Below are 25,049 nucleotides of genomic sequence, written 5' to 3' on the forward strand. Positions count from 1 at the left end.
CTCGTGAGGACAAGAGCCGTTCCGATGCGCTGGCAGGGCCTGGGCAAGGCCCTGCCGGTGCTGTGGGGCCTCTACTCGGGCTCCGGCTCGATGCCGTACCGCGTGTGCGTCGACCTGGCCGCGGGTACCGCGAAGTGCACGTGCCCATCCCGCAAGTTCCCCTGCAAGCACGCCGTGAGCCTGCAGGAACTCGACATCCCAGACGCCCTCCCGCCCGAGTGGGTGGAGGAGTGGACCACCCGCCGAGCAGCCCGCGAACTCGACTCCTCACCGGAGGCCGTCGCCCGCCGCGTGCGCGCCCGCGAGAAGACGGCGGCGAACCGAGCCGCCGCCATGTCCGCGGGCATCGACGGCCTGCGCGACTGGCTCCTGGACGTCGCCTCCGCCGGCATCGCGTCCCTGCCGGGCCGCCCCGCCTCCTGGTGGCAGGCGTTCACCGCCCGCATGATCGACGCCCAGGTCCCCGGCGTGGCCGCCGCGGTGGCCGAGATCCAGGAGATCGTGGCGCGCTCGGGCCCGCGCTGGACCGCCGACGTGGCCGACCGCCTCGGCGGCCTGCACCTGCTGTGCTTCGTGCAGCCGCGCACCCGCCTGGGCGTCACGATCCCCGAGGAGACGGTGAAGGCCGCGCCGGGAATCTCCGACCGCTGGGTGGCCCTGCTGCGCCTGGAAACCGACGACGGCCGGGTCCGCACCGTCCGCCAGTGGTGCTGGGGCCGCCAGACGTCCCGCTGGGTCGTGGCGATCCGCCACTCCGCCGTGGGAGCCCCCGTCCCGCTGCTCCCACACGGCCTGGAGTCCTCGGCCCTGGTCCACCCCTACCCGGCCTCCGACCGAGTGGCCCTGGGCGAGCTGGAAGGCTCCAGAGCCCCAGACCCGGTCCCGGCCCCGCAGTCGTGGCGAGCGTCCCTGGCCTCCCTCGAACCGATGCTGACCGCAGACCCGTGGCAACGCCTCTTCCCGCTGGGCTGCACCTCGGTCCGCCTGCACGGCACCGCCCTGGTCGACACCTCGGGCCACGGCCTGCCAGTCCGCGACGACACAGGCCTGGACATGGCCCTCGCCCTGACCGGCGGCCTCCCGTTCGACGCCTGGGGCCTCTGGGACGGCCACGCCCTCCGGCTGGGAGCGGTGTCGCTGAACGGCACCCTGGAGGTGGTCGCATGACCACCACACCCGGCACCCCAGACGCCGCGCCCACCAAGGGGCAGCGGGTCGACGGGCACCACCACACAGCCCCCACCCGCTCCGAACCGGTGCCGCATCCCCTCGCCCGCCAGGCGGCCAGCCCCACCGACGCCGCGCGACCGGCCTACGCGCAGCACGTCCCAGCTGCGCCGCCGGTCCGCTCCCACCTCGCACCGGCCCGCTGGCACCACGGCTCAGACGAGCCAGTCCACCCCCAGCACATTCCGGCTGTGCCGCCGATCCGTTTCCGCCGCACCCCGGCCGCACCGCTGGCCCGCGCCCATCCCGTCTCAGCCGGGTCAGCCCGTCCCCGGTCCACCTCGGCTGGTTGCCACATCGGGGGCGCGCTACCGGCGTGCCCCCGTCCTGTCCCAGGCGGGACGGCCCGCCCTCGCCGCACTCCGGCCGCTCGCCTCATCCCTGCCGCGCCAGCCTGCACCCGTCTCACCCCAGCCGGGTCCCGCTGCGAGTCGGCTGCTCGCCTCATCCCGGCCGCGCTGTCCGCTCGCTTCCACCGCACCCCGGCCGCGCTGCTGGCCCGCCTTCATCCCGCGCCAGGTGAGCCGGCCCGCGCTTCGGCCGCTCGCCACACCCCGGCCCCGCCACCGGCCTGCTCCAGCCCCGGCGCCCCAACCGGCCCCGCCGCGCCCATCCACCCGACCCCCGCCACGCCACCCGCCCACCCCCGCGACACCAGGGAGACGGCGTGAAGGCCGAGTGGTCCAAGACCGTCCAAGACCTCCTCATCGGCACCACGAGGGGAGGCGGCGACCCGGCGGCCCTGCTGGCCGACTGCGCCGCCCTCGGCGTGGCCGCGTTCGGCGCCACCCTCCCGCAGGAGGCCACCACCGACCCGCTGCCGCTCGCCCCACCCGAGTCCGCCGCCCTCCCGAGGCCGGCCGCCAGAGCGGTCCTGGAAGCGATCATGAGCCTCGACGACGAGGTTCTCCTGACCGAGTGGTGTGCTCTCGCCAAGGCCAACGGCGTCGTGGCGGAGCACCGCATGCTGCCGGCCCTGCTCGCCCTCGGCACGGCTCGTCCGGGTCTGCGGGCCGCGGTGGTCGAGGTCCTCGGCACGAGGGGCCGCTGGCTCGCGAACACCCGGCCCGGCTGGTCGTGGGCGAGCGGCGCCGCCCCGCTGGTGGACGAGGTCCCGCTCGAAGAGATCCTGGACCTGCCCAGCGCTCAACGGGTCCGCGCGCTGCGCCGCAAGCGCAAGGCGGACCCGGCTGGGGTCGGCGCGTTCATCGCGCGGGAGTTCGTGGAGTCGCGCCGCTCCGCCGACCGGCAGGTGCTCATCAGCGCCCTCGAGACCGGCCTGGGCCCGCAGGACGAGGCACTGCTCGAAGCCGCGCTCGACGACAAGGCGGCGGCCGTCCACGACGAGGCCCTCCGCCTGTTGCGCAACCTGGGGCGCACGCGCCTCGCCGCCCGCGCGGCACACCGGCTGCGCCACGGGCTGCGCCTGACCGCGGACGGGCTCGACGTCCGGCCCGACGAGCTCTGGACCGGGCAGCCCGACGCGGCCGAGTCGCGCGACCTCATGCGCGACGGCTCCGAGAAGGGTGTGGCCGGGCGCATCCGGGCCGCGGCCGCGAGTGTTCCGCCGTCGTACTGGACCGCGACGCTCAAGGCCGACGACGCCAAGGCTGCCGAGATCGTCAGGAGGGGGCCGTGGGCCGGCGCGCTGCTCAGGGGTGTCGCCGACCAGCTCGCCGCGGCGAAGGATCCCCGTCCGTGGGCGGTTGCCGCGGCCGAGACGCTGACCGGGATGGAGCAGCTGGAGATGCTGGCCGCGTTGCCCGCCGCGGTCGCCGAGCAGGCGGTCGTGGCGGTGTCGAAGGGCTGGCACTACGACCTGCTCGACCACGCCTGCGCCCAGCTGCCCGCACCGTGGTCGGCGGAGACGACTCGCGCGCTGCTGCACCGGTACGCCGCGCTGCCCGACCCGCGCTGGAGGTCGGGGCGTCCGCCCGCCGTGTTGCTCGCGCGGGGTGACGCGGACCTGCTCGGCGCCAGCTGGGAGGCTCTGACCCGTCGCTGGCCGGAGAACTCGCTGGAACTGGAGGTCCTCCGGCTCCGCATCCGCCTGCGCGAATCGTTCGCACCAGCACCGCCCCAGGAGGCCCAGTGACCGCCGTGCTCAGGCCGACGGCCGAACAGCAGTACGCCGCCGAGCTCGAGGCGGTCGCGGCCCAGGACGACCGGGAGCGGCCGCCCAACTGGCGTCTGTCCCCGCGGGCCGTGGTCACCTACGTCCTGGGCGGCACGCTCGGCGACGGGACCGTGATCTCGCCGAAGTACGTGGGCTCGCGCAGGCTCGTCGAGGTCGCGGTGGGCACGCTCGTCACGGACCGGGCGCTGCTGCTCGTCGGCGTGCCGGGCACGGCCAAGTCGTGGCTGTCCGAGCACCTCGCGGCGGCGATCAGCGGCAACTCGACGCTGGTGGTCCAGGGGACGGCCGGCACGAGCGAGGACCAGGTCCGCTACGGCTGGAACTACGCGCGCCTCATCGCCGAAGGTCCCAGCGAGAACGCCCTCGTGCCGAGCCCGGTCATGAAGGGCATGCAGCAGGGTGCGGTCGTCCGGGTCGAAGAGCTCACCCGCATGCCGTCCGAGGTGCAGGACTCGTTCATCACCGTCCTCAGCGAGAAGTCGCTGCCGGTGCCGGAGCTGAACTCGCAGATCCAGGCCGTCCCCGGCTTCACGGTCATCGCGACGGCCAACGACCGCGACCGCGGTGTGAACCAGATGTCCTCGGCGCTCGCACGGCGCTTCAACACCGTCGTGCTGCCACCGCCCGCGACCGAGGACGCCGAGGTCGAGATCGTCATCACGAGGGCGCAGCAGCTCGGCAAGGCGCTCCAGCTGCCCGCCGAACCACCCGCGCTCGACGAGGTGCGCCGTGTCGTGCGGATCTTCCGCGAGCTGCGCAACGGCTCCACCGTGGACGGTCGCACGCAGCTGAAGAAGCCGAGCGGCAGCCTGTCCACCGCCGAGGCCATCTCGGTCATCGCGAACGGGATGGCGCTCGCCGGCCACTTCGGCGACGGCACGCTGGGCGCGGACGAGCTCGCGAGCGGCCTCATCGGGTCCGTGATCAAGGACCGGGTGTCGGACGCGACGGTCTGGCAGGAGTACCTGGAGACGGTGCTCAAGGAGCGCGCCGAGTGGCGTGACCTCTACCGGGCGTGTCTGGACGCCAGCGGTGACTGAGCCGGTCCTCCTGGGCATCCGGCACCACGGCCCCGGCTCGGCCCGGATGGTCAAGCGAGCCCTGGAGCAGACGAGCCCGGCGCTCATCCTGATCGAGGGGCCGCCGGAGGCGGACGCGCTCCTCGAGCACGTCCACGCCCTGACGCCGCCGGTCGCGATCCTCCTGCACGACGAGACCGAACCCGAGAGCGCGGCGTTCTGGCCGTTCGCGGAGTTCTCGCCGGAGTGGCAAGCGCTCAAGTACGCGGCCGAGCACGGTGTCGCAGCGCGCTTCTTCGACCTGCCGGCCGCGGCGTCCATCGGTGACGACGGCCCGAGCGGCAACGTCGACCCCATCGGCCTGCTCGCCGAGGCCGCGGGCTTCGACGACCCGGAACGCTGGTGGGAGGACGTGGTCGAGCACAGCGCGTCGGACCCGCTCGAACTCGCGGGCGCCATCGCCGAGGCCATGGTCGCCGTGCGCGGGGAGGTCGAAGGCGAAGTCGGCGAACGCACGCTGCGCCGAGAAGCGTTCATGCGCCAGACGATCCGCAAGGCGCGCAAGGAGACCGACGGCCCGATAGTCGTGGTCTGCGGCGCGTGGCACGTCCCCGCATTGCTCGCCAAACCGACCGTCGCCGCGGACACCGCGCTGCTCAAAGGTCTGCGCCGCCGCAAGATCTCCGGCACCTGGGTCCCGTGGAGCCACGGTCAGCTGGCCGCCGAGTCGGGCTACGGCGCCGGCATCGACTCCCCGGGCTGGTACGCGCACCTCTGGCAGCACCAGGCCGACGTGGTCCCGCGCTGGTTCGCCAAAGCCGCCGCCGTGCTCCGGGAGGAAGACCTCCCGGCGTCGACGGCGAGCGCGGTGGAAGCCGTACGGCTCGCGGAAACCCTTGCGGCACTGAGGGAACGTCCCAGTGCGGGCCTGAGCGAGGTCAACGAGGCAGCACTCGCCGTCCTCTGTGGAGGCGAGGAGATCCACCTCCGGCTGGTCCACCGCAAACTCGTCGTGGGCGAACGCCTGGGCGAGGTCGGCGAGGCCGTCCCGCGCTCACCGCTGGCCGCGGACCTCCAGCGCCTGCAGCGCAAACTGCGGCTCCCCGCGGACGTCCAGCCCAAGCAGCTCAAACTGGACCTCCGCAAGGACACCGACCGCGAACGTTCGAAACTGCTGCAACGCCTGGACGTCCTGGGCGTGCCGTGGGGCAAGCCGGACCGCTCCAACTCCCTCGGTACCTTCGCCGAGGTCTGGCAACTCCGCTGGGATCCGATCTTCGCGGTCTCCGTGGCCGTGGCCGCCCGCCACGGCACGACCGTCCACACGGCAGCCGAGACCGTCCTCGTCCAGGCCGCCAAGGACGCCACGCGTGTGGCCGACGCGGCTGCGGCCCTCACCAAATCCGTGGGTTGCGAGCTCCCCTCGGCCGTCGCCGAGGCCCGCAAGGCCCTGGACCGGTGCGCCGCGATGGCCACCGACGCCCTCGAACTGCTGGCCGCCCTCCCGGACCTGGCCAGGACGGTCCGCTACGGCTCGGTCCGGGGCACCGACCCGGAACTCCTGCGGGTGGCCCTGCACGGCCTGCTCACCCGTGGAGCCGTGGGCCTGCCGATCGCCTGCCGCAACATCGACGACGAAACGGCGGAGCACGCCCTGCAGGTGGTGGACGGCGCCCACGAGGCCACCCGTCTGGCAGCCGACGACGACCACCAGAAGACCTGGTGGCGAGCCCTGCACGCCCTCGTCAAGGCGGAAGCCCACGGCCTCCCGACGGGCCGGGCCACCCGCCTGCTCTGGGAAGCCGGCGAACTGACCAGCGACGACGTGGCCGCCCGCCTGCACCGCTCGGTCGCCACCGCGTTCGTGGCCGGCTTCCTGCGCGGCTCGGCGACGCTCCTGGCGGCGGACCCGCGCCTCTTCGGACTCATCGACGAATGGCTCAGTGGCCTGCGCGGCGAGGCGTTCGACGACGCACTGCCCCTGCTCCGCCGGGCCATCACCGACTTCACGCCGGCCGAGCGCCGCCTGCTCGGCGAACGCGTCGTCGCGGGCGAGACCCCGCAGCCGGCCGCCGACGACGAGTGGGACCTGGAGATCGCCGAACGCCTCGCCGCCCACGTCCGCGGCTTGATGGCCGGAGTTTCACGACCGCCGGATCCGGCGATCCCAGAGGCGTGACCGCACAGGAAGAACACCGCCTCGCAGCCTCGGACGAGGACCGCCTCATCGCACCTGACGAGGAGCGCCTCGCCGCGGCCGACGACGACCGTCTCGCCTCGTCGGACGAAGACGGCGTGGCCGTGTCGGACGAGCAGCACGTAGCCGCGTCCGGAGAGGACCATCTCGCGTCGGACGGCGACGGCCTTGCGGCCTCGGACGGGGACCGCCCCGCCGCGTCGGGCGAAAGCCTCCTCACCACCCCGCCGGACGAAAGCCGTCTCGAGGAGAGCCAGCACCTCATCGACGAGGCCAAGAAGATCGCCCACGACCTGCGCGAGGCCGTCCCGGACACCAATCCGGAGCCTCCTCGCGAAGACGGCTCCCCGGCGAACTAGCGCGAGCTAGACCGACCAGGGCGGCGTGATCGTCTGCCCGTCCGCCAGCGTGCCCTGGATGCCCACCGACGTGGCCACCAGCACCCGCGCCGGCCCGCCGGTCAGCGACAGCTCGGTGTTCGGCGGCACCACGATCGCGTCGCCGACGCCGGCGGTCTGCCCCTGGATCGTCACCGATCCGGACAGCACGTAGAACACCTCCTCCTTCGACGCGCGGTGAGGCGTCCCGTCGCCCCCTTCCGGCACGTCGACGGTCCACAGCGCGATCTCCGCACTGCCGCGCGACGGCACGGCCAGCGGCCTGAACTCGAACCCGCCGAACTCGAACAGCTCCGCGGAATCCCCGGTCACCAGCAAGACACCCTCCAAGTAGTCAACCAAGTTGTCTAACCTTAGAATAAGGTCAACCAGGTTGTCTACCTGACAAGGGAAGTCCACGATGGAACCGGTGCCGATGCTGCTGGCGATGACGTACCGCGCCATGGGCGACCAGTTCCACGACCGGCTCCGGCAGATCGGCCTCGAACCGCTCAGGCCCGCGCACGGTTACGTCTTCCGGTTCCTCAAGGAGAAGCGCGCCACCACCGTCGACATCGGACAGCACCTCGGCGTCACAAAGCAGGCGGCCGCGAAGATCGTCAGCGAGCTGGACGACTGGGGCTACGTGCTGAGGGAACCGCACCCGACGGACAAGCGCGCCCAGTACGTCACGCTGACCACGAAGGGCCGCGACTACCTGAAGTTCGCGGACAACCTGTGGTCGGACCTCGAAGGCGAGATGGCCGAGGCGATCGGCGAGGACACCCTCGCCACCATCAGGCAGGGCCTCGCCACGTACCTGCGGCACGTCCACGGCGAGGACCAGCCAGGGCTCCGGCCGGTCTGGTGAACCCCTAGAACACCTGCGTCAAAGCGATCACGCCGAACACCGCGAAGATCACCCCGGCCACTCGCTGGATCCAGTGCGTCGGCAACCGCCCGGCGAGCTTGCGTCCCACCAGGACGGCCAGCCCCGCCACGGCGACCAGCGCGAGCCAGGCACCGAGACCGACGGCCAGCGGCGCGCCGTACCTGGCGGTGATGCCGGCGGTCGCGAGCTGTGAGGCGTCACCCCACTCGGCCGCGAACAGCACACCGAACGACGTCAGCGCCGCGCGCCAGAACGGCACGGTGGTGGTTGTCCCCGCCTCGTCGGCGGAGTCCTCGTCACGCGAGAAGCCTTCCTTGAGCAGCATGAACGCACCCACGCCGAACAGCAGGGCGACCACCCCGGCGACCACGCGGTCGGGGAGCAGGGTGATGGCGGAACCGAACGCGGCGGCCACCACGCTCTGCACGGCGAACGCGGCGACGACGCCCACGAACACCGGCCAGGCGCGGTAACGCGTGGTCAGCACCAGGGTGGCGACCATGGTCTTGTCCGGGAGCTCGACGAGGAACACCACCGCGAAGGCGGTGATGAACGCGAGCAAAGAAGTGGCCACGAGGTCCTCCACGTCCGAATACGTTCCCGGACGGAGGCGCGACAGACCCCGACCGGGCATGCTGCAACCCGGCCGGAGGTCTCGTTCGCCCGACAACTTCATCGGGTGTGGGACCGGATCCACTCGAAGGCGGATCAGTATGTCGATCTCCACGCCACCGGCTGCGAACTCCGGTGGGAACTACTCCCCTCTGGCGAACACATCGTATCCGACGCATGTCCCCCACAAGGCGTGACTTCGCGCACGGGACCTTGGTCCCGAGCGTGGACGGGACCGTCGTACCTGATGGCGGCCATGATCCACACCTACGCTCGAAGACGTGGAAGTACTCGAACTCGCGCGGTGGCAGTTCGGCATCACCACCGTCTACCACTTTCTGATGGTGCCGCTGACGATCGGCCTTTCCCTGCTCGTCGCGGGGATGCAGACCGCGTGGGTGCGCACGGGCAACGAGCGCTACTACAAGATGACGAAGTTCTGGGGGAAGCTCCTCCTGATCAACTTCGCCATGGGCGTCGTGACGGGCATCGTGCAGGAGTTCCAGTTCGGCATGGCCTGGAGCGCCTACTCGCGGTTCGTCGGTGACGTGTTCGGCGCTCCGCTCGCGATGGAGGGGATCGTCGCCTTCTTCGTCGAGTCGACCTTCCTCGGCCTGTGGATCTTCGGCTGGGACAAGCTGCCGAAGAAGGTCCACCTCGCCTGCGCCTGGGCGTTCTCGCTCGCCACGATGGCCAGCGCGTACTTCATCCTCGCCGCCAACTCGTGGATGCAGCACCCGGTCGGCATCGAGATGCACGAGGGCCGCCCGCGCCTCACCTCGATCTGGGCCGTGCTGACGAACAACACGGTGCTCGCCGCCTTCCCGCACACCATCGCCGGTGCGTTCGCGGTGTCCGCCGCGTTCCTCGTAGGCATCGCCGCCTGGCACCTGCACCGGAAGTCGGAGGAGGAACGGGTCTGGCGCAGCTCGCTCAAGCTCGGCACCTGGGTCGGCGTCGTCGCGTTCAGCGCGCTGGCGATCACCGGTGACTGGCAGGGCAAGCTGATGTTCGAGCAGCAGCCGATGAAGATGGCCGCCGCGGAAGCGTTGTGCCACACCGAACAGCCCGCGAGCTTCAGCATCTTCGCGATCGGCGACGTCACCAGGCCCGACTGCGAGAACGTCAAGAGCATCACCGTGCCCGCACTGCTGAGCTTCCTGGCGCACAACGACTTCAGCAGCGAGGTCAAGGGCATCCAAGATCTTGTCCCGATGTACCAGGAGAAGTACGGCGAGTTCTACCCGGTCGACGAACGGCTGGGCGAGCTCAGCGGCAAGCCGATCGACTACGTGCCGGCGCTTCCCGTGACGTACTGGGGTTTCCGGTTGATGATCGGGTTCGGTGGCATCTCGGCCGGCCTGGGCGTCTTCATGCTCTGGCTGACCCGCAGGAACCGGACGCCCACCGGATGGTGGTTCCCGGTGCTCGGCCTGGCCGGCATCGCGACTCCCTTCCTGGCCAACAGCTTCGGCTGGATCTTCACGGAGATGGGGCGGCAGCCGTTCGTGGTCGTGCCGAACCCGACGGGGATCGACGGGGTCTGGATGTTCACCGCGCAGGCGGTCTCGAACAGCACACCCGGCGAGATCCTGACCTCGCTCATCGCGCTCACCGCGGTCTACAGCGTGCTCGCGGTCGTGGAGTTCTACCTGATCCGCAAGTACGTCAGAGGCGGGATTCCGGGCGTACTGCCCCAGAAGACCGACGACGGCGCCCTGGCGTTCGCGTACTAGGGGAGAGGCGACGTGGAAACGCTCTGGTTCGTGCTGATCGCCGTGCTGTGGCTCGGCTATCTGTTCCTCGAAGGTTTCGACTTCGGCGTCGGCATGCTGCTGCCCGTCCTGGGCCGCGACAACACCGAACGCCGGGTCATGATCAACACCATCGGGCCGGTCTGGGACGGCAACGAGGTGTGGCTCATCGTCGCGATCGGTGCCACGTTCGCGGCCTTCCCCGGCTGGTATGCGGCGCTCCTGAGCGCCGCGTACCTGCCGCTGACCCTGTTCCTCATCGCGTTGATCGGCCGTGGAGTGGCGTTCGACTACCGTGGCAAGGTCGACAACCCGCGCTGGCGCAAGGCCTGGGACTTCACGATCGTCGCCGGCTCGTGGATCGCCACGCTCTGCGTCGGCCTGCTGATCTCGACGACGGTCCTGGGCCTGCCGATCGACGCGAACGGTGACCGCGTGGGCTCGCCCTTCGCGGCGATCCGGCTCGAGACGATCGTCGGCGCGCTCGCCTTCGCGGGCTACGCGCTGGTGCACGGCGCGGTCTTCACGGCGTTGAAGACCGAGGGCGAGATCCGCGAACGGGCTCGCCGCGTCGCGATCACGCTGGCGCCGGTGGCCCTGCTGCCGCTCATCGCGCTGCTCGTGATCGTCGCCGGGATCTGGGCGGGCGTGGTCGCGCTGATCCTCGCCGCCGCGATGTGGCGGCTGCTCGCGAACCGCGAAGGCCAGTCGTTCGCGTTGATGGGCCTCGCGATCGCGGCGAGCGTCGCGATCCTGTTCGGCTCGCTCTACCCGAACGTCCTGCCGTCGACGCTGAACGACGCGTGGTCGCTCACGGTCGCCAACACGGCGTCGAGCCCGTACACGCTGCAGGTGATCACTTGGGTCGCCGGTTTCGGCACGCCCGCGGTGCTCGTCTACCAGGGCTGGACTTACTGGGTGTTCCGCAAGCGCATTGGTGTCAAGCACATCCCCGCGGAGCACTGAGATGAAACGAGGCCCGCTGGGAGCACTGCCCCAGCTCTCCAGGAACGCCAGGCGCGCCCTCGTCGGGGTGGGCGCGCTGGCGTTCCTCAACGCCCTGGCGCTCGTCGCCCAGGCCGTCGCGCTGGCGTCGGTGATCACGACCCGCGAAGGCCTTCCGCTGCTGGCCGCGGCGATCCTGGCGCGGGCGGGGCTGTCGTGGGCGACGGAGTCCGCCGCCGCTCGTGCCGCCGCCGGTGCGAAGGAGGAACTGCGGACCCAGCTGCTGGCCAAGTCGTTCGAACGCGGTCCCGGCTGGATCGCCGACCGCGGCACGGCCGAGCTGTCGGTGCTCGCGACCAAGGGCCTCGACGCGCTCGACGCCTACTTCACCCGCTACCTGCCCGCGCTGGTCACGGCCGTGATCGTGCCGCCGCTGGCCGGTGCGTGGATCCTCTTCACCGACTGGCCGTCGGCCGTGCTGATCGCGGTCACCGTGCCGCTGATCCCGGTCTTCGCCGCCTTGATCGGCTGGTACACGGAGAAGCGCGTCAAGAAGGCCGCGGACGTCACCGAGCTGCTGAGCGCCCAGCTCCTCGAACTGCTCCGCGCCCTCCCGGTCCTGACCGTCTTCGGCCGCGCCGAGCAGCAGGCCGGTGCGGTCAGGCAGATCGGCGAACAGCACCGCAAGGCCACGATGGGCACGCTCCGGATCGCGTTCCTGAGCGCGTTGGTGCTGGAGATCGCCGCGTCCCTGTCGGTCGCGCTGATCGCGGTCGGCGTCGGCATCCGGCTCGTGCACGGCGACATGACGCTGATGACCGCGCTGGTCGTGCTGATCCTGGCGCCCGAGTGCTACCTGCCGTTGCGTGCGGCCGGGGCCGCCCACCACGCCAGCGAGGACGGGCTGGAAGCGGTCCGCCGCGTCGCCGAGGTGGTCGAGCACGAGGACAAGGCTCGCCCGCGGCTGCCCGGTGGCTCGGTCCACGTCGACAACCTGCGCGTGCTCCGGCGCGGTGGCTTCGCTCCCGACGGCGTCAGCTTCGACGTCAGGCCGGGGGAGATTCATCGACTCGAGGGTGCGAGCGGTGCCGGCAAGTCGACGACGTTCCAGGTGCTGCTGGGCTTCGTGGAGCCGACGGACGGCACCGCGTTCGTGGCCGGCGACATCGCGTACGTGCCGCAGAAGCCCGCGTTCGCCGCCGCCACGCCCCGCGCCGAGCTGGAGCTCACGGTTCCCGGCGCCGAGGACCTCGAGCAGGTCGCGGACGAGGTCGCGGCCGTGCACTTGCTCGACCGTCAGATCACCGACCTCTCGACCGGTGAACGCCAACGCGTCGCAGTCGCGCGCGCCCTGCTGAGGGTTCGTCACGGCGCGACGGTGCTGCTTCTCGACGAACCGACCGCGCACCTCGACCCGGTGACAAGTCGCAAAGTCGACAAAGCGATCAAGCGAGCCAGCGCCACGGCCGCGGTCGTCCTCGCCTCGCACCGCGACAAGGAGACGACCGAGGACGAGACGTTCGCCAGGGTCGTCACCGAGGAGACGCAAGCCGAACGTCCGAAGCGCCTGCCGATCCCGTGGAAGGGTGCCGGGCTGGGCATCCTCGCGGCCGTCGCCGGCATCGCGTTGACCGCCCTGGCGGCCCACCTGATCGCCCGCGCCGCCGAGATGCCGCCGATCCTGACGCTGTCCGTGCTGGTCGTGGGCGTGCGGACGTTCGCGCTGAGCAAGGGCGTGCTGCGGTACGTCGAGCGTCTGGTCACCCACGACGAGACGTTCCGCCTCGCGAACGGGCTCCGCGCCGAGCTGTGGTTGCGACTCGTGCGGACCCAACGGCGTGATGGGCTGCAACGGCTCGTGGAGGACACCGACACGGTTCGCGACCTGGTGCCGCGCGTGCTGGTGCCGCCGATCGTGGCCATCGGCGCGGGTGTCGCGACCACGATCCTGTTCGCGTTCATCGACCTCGGCGCTGCGCTGACGTTGGGCGGGTTGCTGCTCGTGGCCGGCCTGGCAGCACCCGCCGTCGCCGTCTGGACCGAGCGGCGGGCCAGCACGAAGCTCGCCAGGGGCCGCCGCAAGGTCGCCCGCGACACGATCAACGCCCTGGCCGCCGCACCGGACCTCATCGCGCACGACGCCCATCACCGCCTGCTGGCCCAGCTGCACGCCGAGGACGTCGAGCTCGCGGGCCAGACCCGCCGGCAAGCGTTTGGCACGGGCGCGGCCACGGCGATCGTCCTGCTCGCGACCGGTGCGGCGGCCCTGATCTGCGCCACGACCGGCAACCCGGTGCTGGGTCTGGTGCCGCTCGCGCTCGCCGAACCGCTGGCCGCGCTGCCGCTCGCCGCCCAGCAGCGCAGGGCGTTGCGGGAGGCCAGCGCGCGGCTGCAGTTCGACGCTCCGGAACGTCCCGCACTGCCGCGCGGCAAGCGGATCCGGCTGGAGAACGTCGACGTCCGCTGGCCCGGCGCGACCGAGCCGACGCTGCGGGACCTCCACCTCACCATCGAACCCGGCACGCACGTCGCGGTCGTGGGACCGTCGGGCAGCGGCAAGTCGACGCTGTTCGCGCTGCTCTTGGGCTTCCTCCAGCCGGAGCGGGGGATCGTCGAACTGCCGCGCGCCACCTGGTGCCCGCAGGAGCCGATGCTGGTCAGCACGACCGTGAGGGAGAACCTGCGGATGTCGGGTCAGCACGACGACGAGGCGTTGCGGGAAGCTCTGCGCAAGGCGTGCCTGCCGGAGTGGGCCGACCGGCTCGACACGGTGATCAGGCCTGACCAGGTGTCGGGCGGCGAGGCGCAACGGCTCTCGCTGGCGCGGGCACTGCTGCACGACGCCGACGTGGTGCTGCTCGACGAGCCCACCGCGCACCTGGACGAGCCGACCGCGCGCGAGCTCCTGGAGCAGCTCAGGCAGGACGGCAGGACGATCCTGCACATCACGCACCGCCCGGACGAGGCGGCGAGGGCGGACCTGGTGCTGGACCTCGGCACACCCGCATACCGTTGAGAGCCATGGACCCCTCTCTGGCGCGGCGCGTGCTCGTCGCGTCCACCGAGATCACGTCGGCGGCGCTGGAAGACCCGGAGAGCGTGCTGCGGCTCGTGGTGGAGGCGGCCGCGGAGATCGCGGACGCCGACCTCGGCCTCGCCATGCTCGCCACGGAGGACGACGACGGCACGCTGACGGTGGAGGCCTCCAGCGGCGAGCCGATCGTCGCGACGCTGAGCCCGCGCAGCGCCGCCGCCAAGGCCGCGCGCACAGGCGTGCCGGTGATGGCCGACGACGTCACGAACGACCCGCGCACGGCCCCGTACGTGCCACAGCCGTTGCGCGTCTACGGGCCGTTCGCGGTGGCGCCGTTCGGCACCTCGGACCGCAAGATCGGCGCCCTGGCGGTCTACCGCCGCAGGGACAAACCGCCGTTCACCCAGGAGACGGTGGACGTGCTGACGGCGTTCGCGGCCCAGGCGGGCCTCGCGGTCGTGCTGTCCGAGGGCTTCACGGCACGCCAGCGCGTCGCGGTCTACGAGGAGCGCGAACGCATCGCCCGCGACCTGCACGACGTGATCATCCAGCGGCTCTACGGCGCCGGCGTGCAGCTCAGCCTGCTCGAACGACGCCTGGGAAAGAAGCTCGACAACTCGCAGCGCGCCCGGATCAACGAGGCCGTCGACCTGGTCGACGAGACGATCGCCGAGGTCCGCGCGACCGTCCGCAAGCTGCGCAACACCGACCCGGCCGACTCCGCCGACCTGCACGACTCGATCAAGGCCGAGGTCCGCACGGCCGGTGAGCTGCTCGGCTTCGCACCGCGCCTGCACGTGGCCGGTGACCTGGCGAACGTGCCGCGCAAGCACGCCGACGACGCACGGGCGGCGTTGCGTGAAGCGTTGTCGAACGTCGTGCGGCACTCAGGCGCGACGAACGTCCAGATCGACGTACGGCGCGATGAGAAGCACCTGCTGCTGCGCGTCGCGGACAACGGGTGCGGCATCCCGTCCGGCGTGACTCAGCGCGGGCTGCGGCACCTCGCCGAACGGGCGAAGTCCGCGAGCGGGGATTTCCGCGTGGTGAGTTCGCCGAACGGGACGACGCTCACCTGGTCCGTCCCCGTTTAGCCACCCAGGCGGCGGCCTGCGTTCGCCGTTCCATGCCGAGTTTCGAGAGCACGGACGTCACGTAGTTCTTCACAGTCTTCTCCGCGAGGAAGAGCCGTTCACCGATTTGGCGGTTGGTGAGGCCCTCGCCGATGAGTTCGAGCACGCGCTGTTCCTGGTCGGTGAGGCCGACCGGGGCCGGATTGCGCATCCGTTCGAGTACTCGGCTTGTGGTCGCGGGATCCAGAAGGGACCGTCCAGCTGCGACCTCGCGCACGGCCGTGACGACGTCCTGACCCCGAACCTGCTTGAGCAGATACCCCGACGCCCCGGCCATGATCGCGCCGACGAGCGCTTCCTCGTCGTCGAACGCGGTCAGCACGAGGCAACGAATGCCAAGGTCCCGCAACGACCGGCACAGGTCGACGCCGCTGCCGTCCGGCAGCTGCACGTCGACCACCGCCACGTCGGACGGGGTCTTCCGAGCCCGCGTCACCGCCTCGTCGACGGAACCGGCCTCGGCGACGACCGAGATGTCCATCTCGTCGTCGAGCATCTCGCGCAGTCCTCTGCGCACAACTTCGTGATCATCAACCAACAAAACGCGCACTGGCACGAATCCACCGTACGTCGAATGGCTGTTCCTGAGTGTGACTCGAATTGGCACAGTTCTTGTCATGGCAGAAGGCTCGGTACGACCGGTCGAGGAAGCAGATCGCATAGTTGTCGCCCGGCTGGTTCTCGAGCTATGGGGAGCGCACACCTCCGTCGCGCACGGAGAGGTGTTCTTCCCGGCGAGTCTGCCGGGCTTCCTCGTGGAGAAGCAGGGCCAGGTGCTGGGTCTGCTGACCTACGCGGTGGCGAACCACCAGCTGGAGATCGTCACCATCGACGCACTTCGGCGAGGCCGTGGCGTCGGCACCGCGCTGGTCGACGCCACGGTCCGCCAGGCGCGCACGCTCGGATGCAACCGGGTGCGCCTGACGACCACCAACGACAACCTCGACGCGATCCGCTTCTACCAGCGCCGCGGCTTCAAGCTGGTGGCGCTGAGACCGGACGCGGTGCGCGAAGCGCGCAAGCTCAAGCCCGAGATCCCCGCGGTCGGGGAGTTCGGCATCCCCATTACAGACGAGCTCGACCTGGAACGATGGGTCGCGCCACGGCAGTAGTCCACAAGCATCCACAGCTTTGTCCACAGGGTTGTGCACAAGAGTTGTGCACGACCTAGACGTGCAGCGGGTTGAACGCCTCGTCCCACGCGGCAGCGACCTGATGGGCGCACGTGGACGGTGCGACGCCTCCCACCCCGGTGCCGAGTCCCGGCATCGCGATGGTGCGGACGGCGTCGCGCACCAGCGTGCCGTCCTCCAGCCGACCGGTGAGCCAGAGCATCAGCACGGCCCGTGCGGCGAGGTACGGGTGGACGGTGTCGACCGGCAGCCGTTCGCCGGGCCTGCGCATCGTCGGAGCGCTGATGAGCCACGCCGGCTCGGTCTCGCCGGTCGCCACGATCTGCGCCTCGCCCACCGGGAGCTCACCGCCGTGCAGCGCCAGAACGGCGCTGCGGACGTTGGTCTCGACGTGGGGGAAGGCCGTGGCGTAGACGGCGTCGATGCCACCACGCATCCAGCCCTGTGAGTTCGCCGGGCTGACGATGGCCTGCGCGTGGATGTCCAGAACGGACCCGCGGTGCACCCGCACCCCGTCGCGGCCGTCCGCGACGGCGAGCCAGGCGTTCGCCATCGGTTCGTCGACCGCGCACAACACGAGTTCTGGCGCTAGAGCGGGCACGCCCCAAGCATTCCAGTTCGAACGGTCCCGGCGGAACCCAGGATTGGCGCCCGACACAGGCGTGATTCGCGCCTCCCCGCCCGCACTACGCTGACTCGGTGCCTCGCATTGCGTACTTCGGACCACAGGGGACCTTCACCGAGCAGGCCGCCTCGCGGTTCGAGGGTGAACTCGTTCCGTTCGAGACGATCCCGCTCGCCGTCGCCGCCGTGCGCGACGGTTCGGCCGACTTCGCGTGCGTGCCGATCGAGAACTCCGTCGAGGGCGCCGTGCCGGTGACGCTCGACGTCCTCGTGCGCGACGAGCCGGTCGTCGCCGTGGCCGAGACGGTGCTGGACGTCAAGTTCAGCGTGCTGGTCCGGCCGGGGACCACCGAGATCCGCACCGTCGCCTCGCACCCGCACGCGCTGGCCCAGGTCCGCGAGTGGATCGCCGCCACGCTGCCCGGCGCCACCTCCATCGCCACGCCGTCGACCGCGGCCGCCGCTGCCGCCGTCGAGCGCGGCGAGTTCGACGCGGCCGTCTCGGCACCCGTCGCCGTCAACCACTACAAGCTGGACGAGTACGCCACCGACGTCCTGGACGTGGCCGACGCGCGCACGAGGTTCCTGCTGCTGCGCCGTCCGGGTCAGCTGCCTGAGCCGACCGGAGCAGACCGCACGAGCGTCGTCGTGACCACCCCGAACCGCGTCGGCGTGCTGTCCGAACTGCTCACCGAGCTGGCGTTGCGTGGCATCAATCTCACAGGCCTCGAATCGCGTCCCCAGAAGGGCAAACTGGGGACGTACCGCTTCTACATCGACGTCGAGGGGCACATCGCAGAGCCGAGGATCGGTGACGCGCTGGCCGCGCTGCACCGACACTCGCGCGAGATCCGGTTCCTCGGGTCCTTCCCGAAGGCCGACCACGAGCCCGTAGAGGCTCACAACGCCGAGTTCGCCGCAGCCGCCTCCTGGGTCGATGCTGTCAGAAAGGGCGAGCGCGGGTGAGGTTGCTGCTGGTCAGGCACGGTGAGACGGCGTCGAACATCGAACGCAAGCTGGACACGGCCATGCCAGGCCCTCCGCTCACCGAACTGGGTCTCAAGCAGGCCCGCGAACTGGCCGACACCCTCGCGGGCGAGAACATCACCGCCGTCTACGCGAGCATCGGCCTGCGCGCCCAGCAGACCGCCGCCCCGACCGCCGAACGCTTCGGCCTGCCCGTCCAGATCCTGGAGGGCATCGAGGAGATCCAGGTCGGCTCGCTCGAAGGCCGCAACGACACCGAGGCGTACAAGACCTACCTCGACACCGTGATCGCGTGGGCCGAGGGCGCCCTGGACGTGGCGTTCCCCGGCGGCGGCGAGACCGGTCAGCAGGTGCTGGACCGGTTCCTCGGAGCCATCTCGACCATCCGGGCCGACGGCACCGTCATGGTCGTGACCCACGGCGGCGCCGGGCGGATGGGCGCGCTGGCTCTCGCGTCGAACGTGCCGGTGGAGCTGGCCGAGAACCTGCTGCCGAACACCGGGGTCGTGGTGCTGGAGTCCGAGGGCGACGGCTGGGTGTGCCGGTCTTGGGCCGGCGTCGAGATCTAGTCCGGCCTCACCCGCGCGGGGGAGGCCGCTCAGCCCCAGCCGAGTTCGTGCAGCTTGGCGTCGTCCACCCCGAAGTGGTGCGCGATCTCGTGCACCACGGTGATGATGACCTCCTCGACCACGTCGTCCTCGGTGTGGCAGATGTCGAGGATCGCCTCGCGGTAGATGAAGATGTGGTCGGGCAGCGTGCCGCCGTAGTCGGAGTTGCGTTCGGTCAGCGCGATGCCCTGGTAGAGCCCGAGCAGCGAGGGCTCCTCGGGGTTGCGGTCCTCGACCAGCACCACGACGTTGTTCATCGCGTGCATGAAGTCGGGCGGGACCAGGTCCAGCGCTTCTTCGACCAGCTCGTCGAAACGAGCCCTGGTCATCTCGACGGTCATCGGTTCTCCGTGCTCGACGGAGGCGGGCTGGAGGAGGGCTTGTCGGGCTTGCCGGAGTCCGAGGGCTTGCCGGACTCCGACGGCGGCTTGCCCGATTCGGAGTGCAGCGGGGCGCCGGTGGGCTCGTCCTGAGGCCTGACCGAGGTCGTCTGCGGCGGGTTCGCGGTGGTCAGCGGCGCGCCGTTGGGGTTGCGGACGCTGCCCTCCCACGCCACCAGGTTGTTGCCCTGGGGCACCGCGCCGATCTTGCAGTTGGCCTTGCGGGAACCGACGGCCCAGCTCTCCTCGGCGCGCGTGTCCCAGGTGACCAGCAGGTTCTTGGCCTTCAGGTCGGCGCCGCCGGTGTACTCGGAGGCGATGGCCGCGCACTTCTCGGACATCGCGGAGTCCTGCGCCTCGAGCGGCACGAACGGGCCCTCGGGGTGCTGCACGACGCCGACGATCTCGAACGCGTGCGGCTTGGCGCAGTCGATCGGGTCACCCACCGTGTTGTTCTCGCCCAGCGCCACGCAGACGCCGGGGTCGTAGACGGCGGACTGGTCCTGGGTCTTCGCGCTGCCGAACGACGGCAGGGCCGCGCCGGACGGGGCGGTGACCTGCAGGCCGCACCTGAGCTGGCGGTAGCCGCTCGACCAGCGGCCCTCGTCCGGGTTCAGGGTGCTGACGCCGTACTTGCCCTTCGGGTCGAGCTTGCCGTCCATGTAGGTGGTCGACGCCTGGGCGCAGTTGTCCTGCGCGATCTTGGCCCAGGCCTCGGCGTTCGGGAACGGCGCTTCCTTCGGGTACGCGGCGGTGATGTCGGCCGTGCCGGTGACCTCGAACTTGTGCGCGGCCGAGCAGTCGACCTTCTGCGCGTCGGACAGGTCGGCCTTCTCCCAGTTGAGGCACTCGCCGGCGACGGCCTGGTACGCGGCGTTGACCAGCTCGCGTTTGGTGGTGAGCGGGCCTCCTGCCAGCACGGACGTGAACGCGGACAACATCAACAAGCCGAAAGCGCCCACGAAAGCACCGGCCATCACGATCCGCGTGTCGCGGATGTGACCGGATCGACTCAACCAACCGGCGCTCGGAGACATCTCATCCATGATGCCCGTGCCGTGTGAGACGGCTGTGCGCCGGGTTGGGTCGAGTGTTGCTATTAGGACACTCGTCACTGAATTGGCCATGTTTCAGCTGTCTGGCTAGGTACCTTGCCCGCGGGAGTGGTGATGACTGACAACAACCTGCCAGGACCTGGCCAGCCGACGCCCCAGCCTGGGTCGCCGTCGGGACAGCCCGGCCAGCCGCAACAGCCCGGCCAGCCACAGCAGCTGCCGCCGTACCGGCCTGCGCCGCAGCAGGCCGGCCCGAACCAGCCGTCCGCCAAGGGCAAGGTGCGCCAGCAGCAGGCCGGCGTGACCAAGCCTCGCCAGGCCACGGTCGCCGAGCAACGCGCTCGTGCCGCCGCGCTGAAGGCGCAGCAGGAGCGGTTCGCCGCCGAGTCCGCCGCGTTCGAGAAGAAGCGCAAGACGCGCAAACGCCTTCTCATCGGCGGTGGCGTCACCGTGGGCGTGGTCGCGCTGGTCGCGATCTGGTACGCGGCCGCCAGCCCGAAGAACGTCACCGCGCAGTGCACCGACTCGAACAACGTGATCGTCGACGACGACTACTGCGACGAGTCGTACTACCGCAGTCACGGTGGGTACAGCAGCGGCGGCTTCATCTACATCGGTGGCACCTCGTACCGCTACAACTACGGCGGCACGGGCGCGGTCGGCCAGAAGGTGTCCGGCGGCAGCTACACGATCCCCAAGGGCGCGAACGTCTCGACGAAGTCGGGCACGTCCGTCCAGCGCGGCGGCTTCGGCGTCAGCAGCGGCTCCTCCAGCAGCGGAGGCTGAGCACACTTGCGTCGTGAAACCTCACAGCCGCGGCCGAACTGGCAGCGGACGGTCTCTGACCAGGGGTTGGTGTTCGGCCTGCCCGCGAAGTACGCGAACGGCACCGACCGTCCGTACTGGGACGAGTCCGTGCACTACGTGTTCGAGATGAGCGAGGTCCTCTCGCTCGAAGCCGACGTCGAACTGCTCCACTCCATGTGCCTCGACGCGGTCGACAACGTGGTGCTCACCGAGCGGTACCGCGACTTCGGCATCCCCGAGTGGGTGTGGCCGCACATCGCCGAGTCGTGGCGCCGCCGCGACCCGCACGTCTACGGGCGCTTCGACCTGCGCTACGACGGCTCGGGCCCCGCGAAGCTGCTCGAGTACAACGCCGACACCCCCACGTCGCTGCTGGAAGCCGCGTACGTCCAGTGGTACTGGAAGGAAGACGTCTTCCCGGACGGCGACCAGTGGAACTCGCTGCACGAGCGCCTGGTCGAGCGGTGGACGGAGATCGGCACCAAGCTGCCCTCCAGCGAACTGCACTTCACCTGGTCGGGCGCCGACCCGTCCGGCGAGGACCACCTCACGATCGCCTGCCTGCAGGAGACCGCCGCCGAAGCGGGCCTGAACACGGTGGGCCTCGCGATCGAGGAGGTCGGCTGGGACACGCTGCTCAACCGGTTCGTCGACCTCGAAGAGGCCCCGATGGGCACGGTCTTCAAGCTCTACCCGTGGGAGTGGGTCGTCGAGGAGCAGTTCGGCCGCCACGCCGTCGAGTCGCTGCCCGGCACGCTGTGGGTCGAGCCGCTGTGGAAGATGCTGCTCTCCAACAAGGCGCTGCTCGCGATCCTGTGGGAGATGTACCCGGGCCACCCGAACCTGCTCCCGGCCTACCTGAACGATCCCGGCATGCTCACCGAGTACGTGCGCAAGCCGCTGCTCGGCCGCGAGGGGTCGAACATCCAGATCGTCGCCCCGGGCTACGAGACGCAGACCGGCGGCGTGTACGGCAAAGAAGGCTTCGTGTACCAGCTGTTCGATCCGCTTCCGGAGTTCGACGGCTACCGCCCCGCGTTGGGTGCCTGGGTCGTCGGCGACACGTCGGCAGGCCTCGGCATCCGGGAAACGGTCGGTCTGGTGACCGACGACGGCGCGGCGTTCGTGCCGCATCGAATTGTTGAGTAAGACTCCGAAAGGGAACAGGTAATGGACTACACGACGCTCGCGTTGGACCCCGGCTTCGGCTCGGCCATCGGCCGGGGCATCGGCGCGATCGCGCTGTACGCCGTCGTCGGTCTGGTCCTCATGGTGTTCGGCTTCTACGCGATCGACTGGACGACGCCGGGCAAGCTGTCGATCCTGGTCCGCAACGGTGCGCCGAACGCCGTGATCGTCACCGCCTCCGGCCTCGTGTCGATGGCGTTCATCGTCGTCGTCGCCATCCTGAGCGCGGTCGGCAAGCTCGACGAGGGCCTGCTCACGTCGCTGATCTACGGCATCGTCGGCATCATCGTGCAGGTCGCGGCCGTGCGGCTGCTGGAGTGGGTGACCCGCCTGGACATCGGCTCGATCATCGAGTCGGACAGGTTCGCGCCCGCTTCCGTCGTCGTCGCGGCGGCGCACGTCGCTCTCGGCCTCGTGGTGGCGTTCGCGATCTACTAGCCACGCCTCGCGCAAGAACGGCGGTCCCCGCCCGTACCACGTACCGGATATCCGGATGAGACGTGGAACGGGTGGGGACTACCCTTCTCAGGGTGATTGACCTCAAGGTGTTGCGCGAGAACCCGGAGATCGTGCGCGCTTCGCAGCGTGCCCGTGGCGAGGACGAGGGCGTCGTCGACAGCCTGCTGTCCGCGGACGAGCGCCGGCGGACCGCCATCTCCCGCGCGGACACCCTGCGCGCCGAGCAGAAGGTGCTCGGCAAGGAGGTCGGCAAGGCCAAGGGCGACGAGCGCGCCTCGCTGCTGACCAAGGCGAAGGACCTGGCCGCCGAGGTCAAGGCCGCCGAGGCCGAGCAGCACGCCACCGCCGACGAGGTCAACGAGCTCCTCGCCAAGATCCCGAACCTGGTGCACCCGGACGCGCCGGTCGGCGGCGAGGACGACTTCCGCGTCATCAAGACCGTCGGCGAGCCGCGCCAGTTCGACTTCGAGCCGGTCGACCACCTCGACCTGGGCACGAGACTCGGCGCGATCGACATGGAGCGCGGCGCCAAGGTCGGCGGCTCGCGTTTCTACTTCCTCAAGGGCGTCGGCGCGCAGCTCGAGATCGCGCTGCTCAACATGGCGGCGGCGCAGGCCACGGCCAACGGCTTCGAGCTCATGATCACGCCCACGCTGGTGCGGCCGGAGATCATGGCGGGCACCGGCTTCCTGGGCGCGCACTCGAGCGAGATCTACCACCTGCCCGCCGACGACCTGTACCTCGTCGGCACGTCGGAGGTGCCGCTCGCCGGCTACCACGCCGACGAGATCCTCGACGGCGAGCGCCGCTACGCGGGCTGGTCGTCGTGCTACCGCCGCGAGGCCGGCTCGTACGGCAAGGACACCCGCGGCATCATCCGCGTGCACCAGTTCAACAAGGTCGAGATGTTCTCCTACGTCAAGCCCGAGGACGCCGAGGCGGAGCACGCCCGGCTGCTGGGCTGGGAAGAGGAGATGCTGGCCAAGATCGAGGTGCCCTACCGCGTCATCGACACGGCGACGGGCGACCTCGGCACGTCGGCGCACCGCAAGTTCGACTGCGAGGCCTGGGTGCCGACGCAGCAGAAGTACCGCGAGCTGACGTCGACGTCGAACTGCACGACGTTCCAGGCACGCCGCCTGAACGTCCGCTACCGCGACGAGAACGGCAAGTCGCAGATCGCCGCCACGCTCAACGGCACGCTGGCGACCACCCGGTGGATCGTCGCCATCCTGGAGAACCACCAGCAGGCCGACGGCTCCGTCGTCGTTCCGCAGGCGATGCGCCCGTTCATGGGCGGCCTGGAAGTGCTCAAGCCGAAGTAGTCGCGAGCTCGGGCTGCCGCTCCGGAACGGCGGCGGCCCGAGCGGCCTTCCGCTCGTTCAGCTTCTTGATGAGCTTGCGACCCTGGTCGATCATCGGCTGCTCGACCCAGCGGAACAGCAGGTCCGCCATCAGCAGCGACACGAGCGTCACCGCGATGCCAGCCGCGGTGCGGTGCACGGCGAGCGCCGGGATCGAAAGCGCGACGACGGTTCCGGCGACGCCCTGGATCAGGTAGAGCGAGTACGAACGATCGCCGACGAAGGCCATCGGCCGCAACGAGAGCAACCACTGGATCGGGCCACCGCGCAGAGTCGAGATGATCAGCAGCCCGACCGACATGCCGTACAGCGCGACCGGCAGCAGCCCACCGGTCCCTCCCACGAGAGCGTCGATCTCCCCGATGTTCGTCTGCACGACCACCGCCGCGGCCAGTGCGGGCACCGAGACGAGCGGGTGGGTGAAGGGGCGCAGAACTCCGAAGGTTCGCGGGCTGTGCAGCAGGAACGCCAGCAGGCATCCTGAGATGATCATGAAGTACGCGGCCGGGCTGACGTACGGGATCTCCATGAAGTGGCCGACCGCTGCGAGCGTCATCAGCCCCAGAGTCATCGGGAGCCGGCGCTTGAGCGTGAAGGCACCGATCGTGAACATCAGCGCGGGCCAGACCAGGTAGAACTTCTGCTCCACGCCCAGCGTCCACGACTGGCCGAAGACCTGTCCCGGTGGCGCGAACTCGTTGGTGAAGGTCAGGTAGAACGGCATGACGGAGGCCAGCCCGCTGCTCGAGTACTCGTGCCGCAGCCACGCGAACGCCACCACGATGCCCAGCACCACGTAGTAGACGGGCAGGATCCGGAACGCCCGGCGCACGTAGAAGTCGCGGATCGAGATCTGGCCGTTGCGGCTCTCCTCACGCAGCGCGAGCGTGGTGATGAGGTAGCCGGAAAGCACGAAGAACAGGTGCACGCCGATCCAGCCGTTGAGCCGCGCCCACTGCGGCCCCGCGTAGTGGAAGAACACGACCATGACCGCGGCGATGGCCCGCATACCGTCGAGCGCGGGGAACCGTTTCATCGCCAGGTACTCGCCGTGAGTGAGCGTGCGCATGCTTTTTGGTCCCCCCATGGGCTTACGGCATCACTGGATCGGATGAGT

24 protein-coding genes are annotated in these 25,049 nt (G+C 70.3%); 17 read left to right on the forward strand and 7 right to left on the reverse strand.

Annotation, left to right across the window (positions count from 1 at the left end; all coding sequences use genetic code 11):
• The first annotated feature begins 3 nt into the window (after window positions 1–3).
• From AB0M48_RS07290 to AB0M48_RS07310, 5 genes are all read left to right on the forward strand, one after another.
• Window positions 4–1,167, forward strand: a complete 1,164-nt coding sequence (locus AB0M48_RS07290; RefSeq protein ID WP_363836688.1) for an SWIM zinc finger family protein — start codon at window positions 4–6, stop codon at window positions 1,165–1,167.
• Window positions 1,168–1,894: 727 nt separating this feature from the next.
• Window positions 1,895–3,322, forward strand: a complete 1,428-nt coding sequence (locus tag AB0M48_RS07295) for a DUF5691 domain-containing protein (protein WP_363836690.1) — start codon at window positions 1,895–1,897, stop codon at window positions 3,320–3,322.
• A complete protein-coding gene (locus AB0M48_RS07300) occupies window positions 3,319–4,404 on the forward strand; it encodes an AAA family ATPase (protein ID WP_363836693.1) in 1,086 nt (361 codons plus the stop codon). The genes AB0M48_RS07295 and AB0M48_RS07300 overlap by 4 nt, the downstream gene beginning before the upstream one ends.
• Window positions 4,397–6,562 carry a DUF5682 family protein gene (locus tag AB0M48_RS07305; protein WP_363836695.1) on the forward strand — a complete coding sequence of 722 codons (2,166 nt, stop codon included), beginning with the start codon at window positions 4,397–4,399 and terminating at the stop codon, window positions 6,560–6,562. The genes AB0M48_RS07300 and AB0M48_RS07305 overlap by 8 nt, the downstream gene beginning before the upstream one ends.
• A complete protein-coding gene (locus AB0M48_RS07310) occupies window positions 6,559–6,939 on the forward strand; it encodes a hypothetical protein (RefSeq protein ID WP_363836697.1) in 381 nt (126 codons plus the stop codon). The genes AB0M48_RS07305 and AB0M48_RS07310 overlap by 4 nt, the downstream gene beginning before the upstream one ends.
• A gap of 6 nt (window positions 6,940–6,945) precedes the next feature.
• Here AB0M48_RS07310 and AB0M48_RS07315 read toward each other — a convergent pair whose 3' ends face one another.
• The gene (locus AB0M48_RS07315) at window positions 6,946–7,290 is read right to left on the reverse strand and encodes a cupin domain-containing protein (protein ID WP_363836699.1); all 345 of its coding nucleotides are present in this window, start codon (window positions 7,288–7,290) and stop codon (window positions 6,946–6,948) included.
• 103 nt (window positions 7,291–7,393) lie between these two features.
• Here AB0M48_RS07315 and AB0M48_RS07320 point away from each other — a divergent pair, with 103 nt between their 5' ends.
• A complete protein-coding gene (locus AB0M48_RS07320; protein WP_363838290.1) occupies window positions 7,394–7,828 on the forward strand; it encodes a MarR family winged helix-turn-helix transcriptional regulator in 435 nt (144 codons plus the stop codon).
• A gap of 4 nt (window positions 7,829–7,832) precedes the next feature.
• Here the strand turns inward: AB0M48_RS07320 and AB0M48_RS07325 are convergent, their stop codons facing one another.
• Window positions 7,833–8,411 carry a TMEM165/GDT1 family protein gene (locus tag AB0M48_RS07325; RefSeq protein ID WP_363838293.1) on the reverse strand — a complete coding sequence of 193 codons (579 nt, stop codon included), beginning with the start codon at window positions 8,409–8,411 and terminating at the stop codon, window positions 7,833–7,835.
• A gap of 331 nt (window positions 8,412–8,742) precedes the next feature.
• On the opposite strand from AB0M48_RS07325, the gene AB0M48_RS07330 reads away from it, so the two are divergent.
• Genes AB0M48_RS07330 through AB0M48_RS07345 form a run of 4 tightly spaced genes read left to right on the forward strand, consistent with a single transcriptional unit; the run spans window position 8,743 to window position 15,288 of the window.
• Complete coding sequence (locus AB0M48_RS07330) at window positions 8,743–10,197, forward strand: cytochrome ubiquinol oxidase subunit I (RefSeq protein ID WP_363836702.1); 1,455 nt, start codon at window positions 8,743–8,745, stop codon at window positions 10,195–10,197.
• Window positions 10,198–10,209: 12 nt separating this feature from the next.
• Window positions 10,210–11,181, forward strand: coding sequence for a cytochrome d ubiquinol oxidase subunit II (gene cydB / locus AB0M48_RS07335; RefSeq protein WP_363836704.1), 972 nt, complete (start codon window positions 10,210–10,212; stop codon window positions 11,179–11,181).
• A gap of 1 nt (window position 11,182) precedes the next feature.
• Complete coding sequence (gene cydD / locus AB0M48_RS07340) at window positions 11,183–14,176, forward strand: thiol reductant ABC exporter subunit CydD (RefSeq protein WP_363836706.1); 2,994 nt, start codon at window positions 11,183–11,185, stop codon at window positions 14,174–14,176.
• A gap of 5 nt (window positions 14,177–14,181) precedes the next feature.
• Window positions 14,182–15,288: a GAF domain-containing sensor histidine kinase gene (locus AB0M48_RS07345; protein ID WP_319983572.1), complete on the forward strand. Its 1,107-nt coding sequence runs from the start codon at window positions 14,182–14,184 to the stop codon at window positions 15,286–15,288.
• Here AB0M48_RS07345 and AB0M48_RS07350 read toward each other — a convergent pair.
• Window positions 15,266–15,883, reverse strand: coding sequence for a response regulator transcription factor (locus tag AB0M48_RS07350; RefSeq protein WP_363836709.1), 618 nt, complete (start codon window positions 15,881–15,883; stop codon window positions 15,266–15,268). The two genes, AB0M48_RS07345 and AB0M48_RS07350, sit on opposite strands and share 23 nt — an antisense overlap.
• A 61-nt stretch (window positions 15,884–15,944) precedes the next feature.
• Here AB0M48_RS07350 and AB0M48_RS07355 point away from each other — a divergent pair, with 61 nt between their 5' ends.
• Window positions 15,945–16,439, forward strand: coding sequence for a GNAT family N-acetyltransferase (locus tag AB0M48_RS07355; protein WP_363836711.1), 495 nt, complete (start codon window positions 15,945–15,947; stop codon window positions 16,437–16,439).
• Window positions 16,440–16,494: 55 nt separating this feature from the next.
• Here the strand turns inward: AB0M48_RS07355 and AB0M48_RS07360 are convergent, their stop codons facing one another.
• Window positions 16,495–17,013 (reverse strand): macro domain-containing protein, encoded by a 519-nt coding sequence (locus AB0M48_RS07360; protein WP_363838296.1) that lies wholly within the window; start codon window positions 17,011–17,013, stop codon window positions 16,495–16,497.
• A gap of 146 nt (window positions 17,014–17,159) precedes the next feature.
• Between AB0M48_RS07360 and pheA the strand changes: the two genes are divergently transcribed.
• Both pheA and AB0M48_RS07370 read left to right on the forward strand, forming a co-directional pair.
• Window positions 17,160–18,050 carry a prephenate dehydratase gene (gene pheA, locus AB0M48_RS07365; protein WP_363836714.1) on the forward strand — a complete coding sequence of 297 codons (891 nt, stop codon included), beginning with the start codon at window positions 17,160–17,162 and terminating at the stop codon, window positions 18,048–18,050.
• Window positions 18,047–18,640, forward strand: a complete 594-nt coding sequence (locus AB0M48_RS07370; protein WP_363836716.1) for a histidine phosphatase family protein — start codon at window positions 18,047–18,049, stop codon at window positions 18,638–18,640. Before pheA ends, AB0M48_RS07370 begins: the two co-directional genes overlap by 4 nt.
• 29 nt (window positions 18,641–18,669) lie before the next feature.
• Here AB0M48_RS07370 and AB0M48_RS07375 read toward each other — a convergent pair whose 3' ends face one another.
• Together AB0M48_RS07375 and AB0M48_RS07380 are read right to left on the reverse strand one after the other, a co-directional pair.
• A complete protein-coding gene (locus tag AB0M48_RS07375; RefSeq protein WP_363836719.1) occupies window positions 18,670–19,020 on the reverse strand; it encodes a metallopeptidase family protein in 351 nt (116 codons plus the stop codon).
• On the reverse strand, window positions 19,017–20,075 hold the full coding sequence (locus AB0M48_RS07380) for a septum formation family protein (RefSeq protein WP_363836721.1): 1,059 nt from the start codon (window positions 20,073–20,075) through the stop codon (window positions 19,017–19,019). The genes AB0M48_RS07375 and AB0M48_RS07380 overlap by 4 nt, the downstream gene beginning before the upstream one ends.
• Window positions 20,076–20,228: 153 nt before the next feature.
• On the opposite strand from AB0M48_RS07380, the gene AB0M48_RS07385 reads away from it, so the two are divergent.
• From AB0M48_RS07385 to serS, 4 genes are all read left to right on the forward strand, one after another.
• The gene (locus tag AB0M48_RS07385) at window positions 20,229–20,900 is read left to right on the forward strand and encodes a hypothetical protein (protein WP_363836723.1); all 672 of its coding nucleotides are present in this window, start codon (window positions 20,229–20,231) and stop codon (window positions 20,898–20,900) included.
• Window positions 20,901–20,906: 6 nt separating this feature from the next.
• Window positions 20,907–22,070, forward strand: coding sequence for a glutathionylspermidine synthase family protein (locus AB0M48_RS07390; protein ID WP_363836725.1), 1,164 nt, complete (start codon window positions 20,907–20,909; stop codon window positions 22,068–22,070).
• Between the two features lie 21 nt (window positions 22,071–22,091).
• The gene (locus AB0M48_RS07395; protein WP_090006730.1) at window positions 22,092–22,547 is read left to right on the forward strand and encodes a DUF350 domain-containing protein; all 456 of its coding nucleotides are present in this window, start codon (window positions 22,092–22,094) and stop codon (window positions 22,545–22,547) included.
• A gap of 92 nt (window positions 22,548–22,639) precedes the next feature.
• On the forward strand, window positions 22,640–23,893 hold the full coding sequence (serS, locus tag AB0M48_RS07400; protein WP_363836728.1) for a serine--tRNA ligase: 1,254 nt from the start codon (window positions 22,640–22,642) through the stop codon (window positions 23,891–23,893).
• On the opposite strand, the gene AB0M48_RS07405 is transcribed toward serS, so the two are convergent.
• Window positions 23,880–25,001, reverse strand: coding sequence for an acyltransferase (locus AB0M48_RS07405; RefSeq protein WP_363836730.1), 1,122 nt, complete (start codon window positions 24,999–25,001; stop codon window positions 23,880–23,882). The genes serS and AB0M48_RS07405 overlap by 14 nt on opposite strands.
• Window positions 25,002–25,049: the final 48 nt, after the last annotated feature.

The sequence above is a fragment of the Lentzea sp. NPDC051208 genome, assembly GCF_040682435.1.
GTDB classification, from domain to species: domain Bacteria; phylum Actinomycetota; class Actinomycetes; order Mycobacteriales; family Pseudonocardiaceae; genus Lentzea; species Lentzea kristufekii.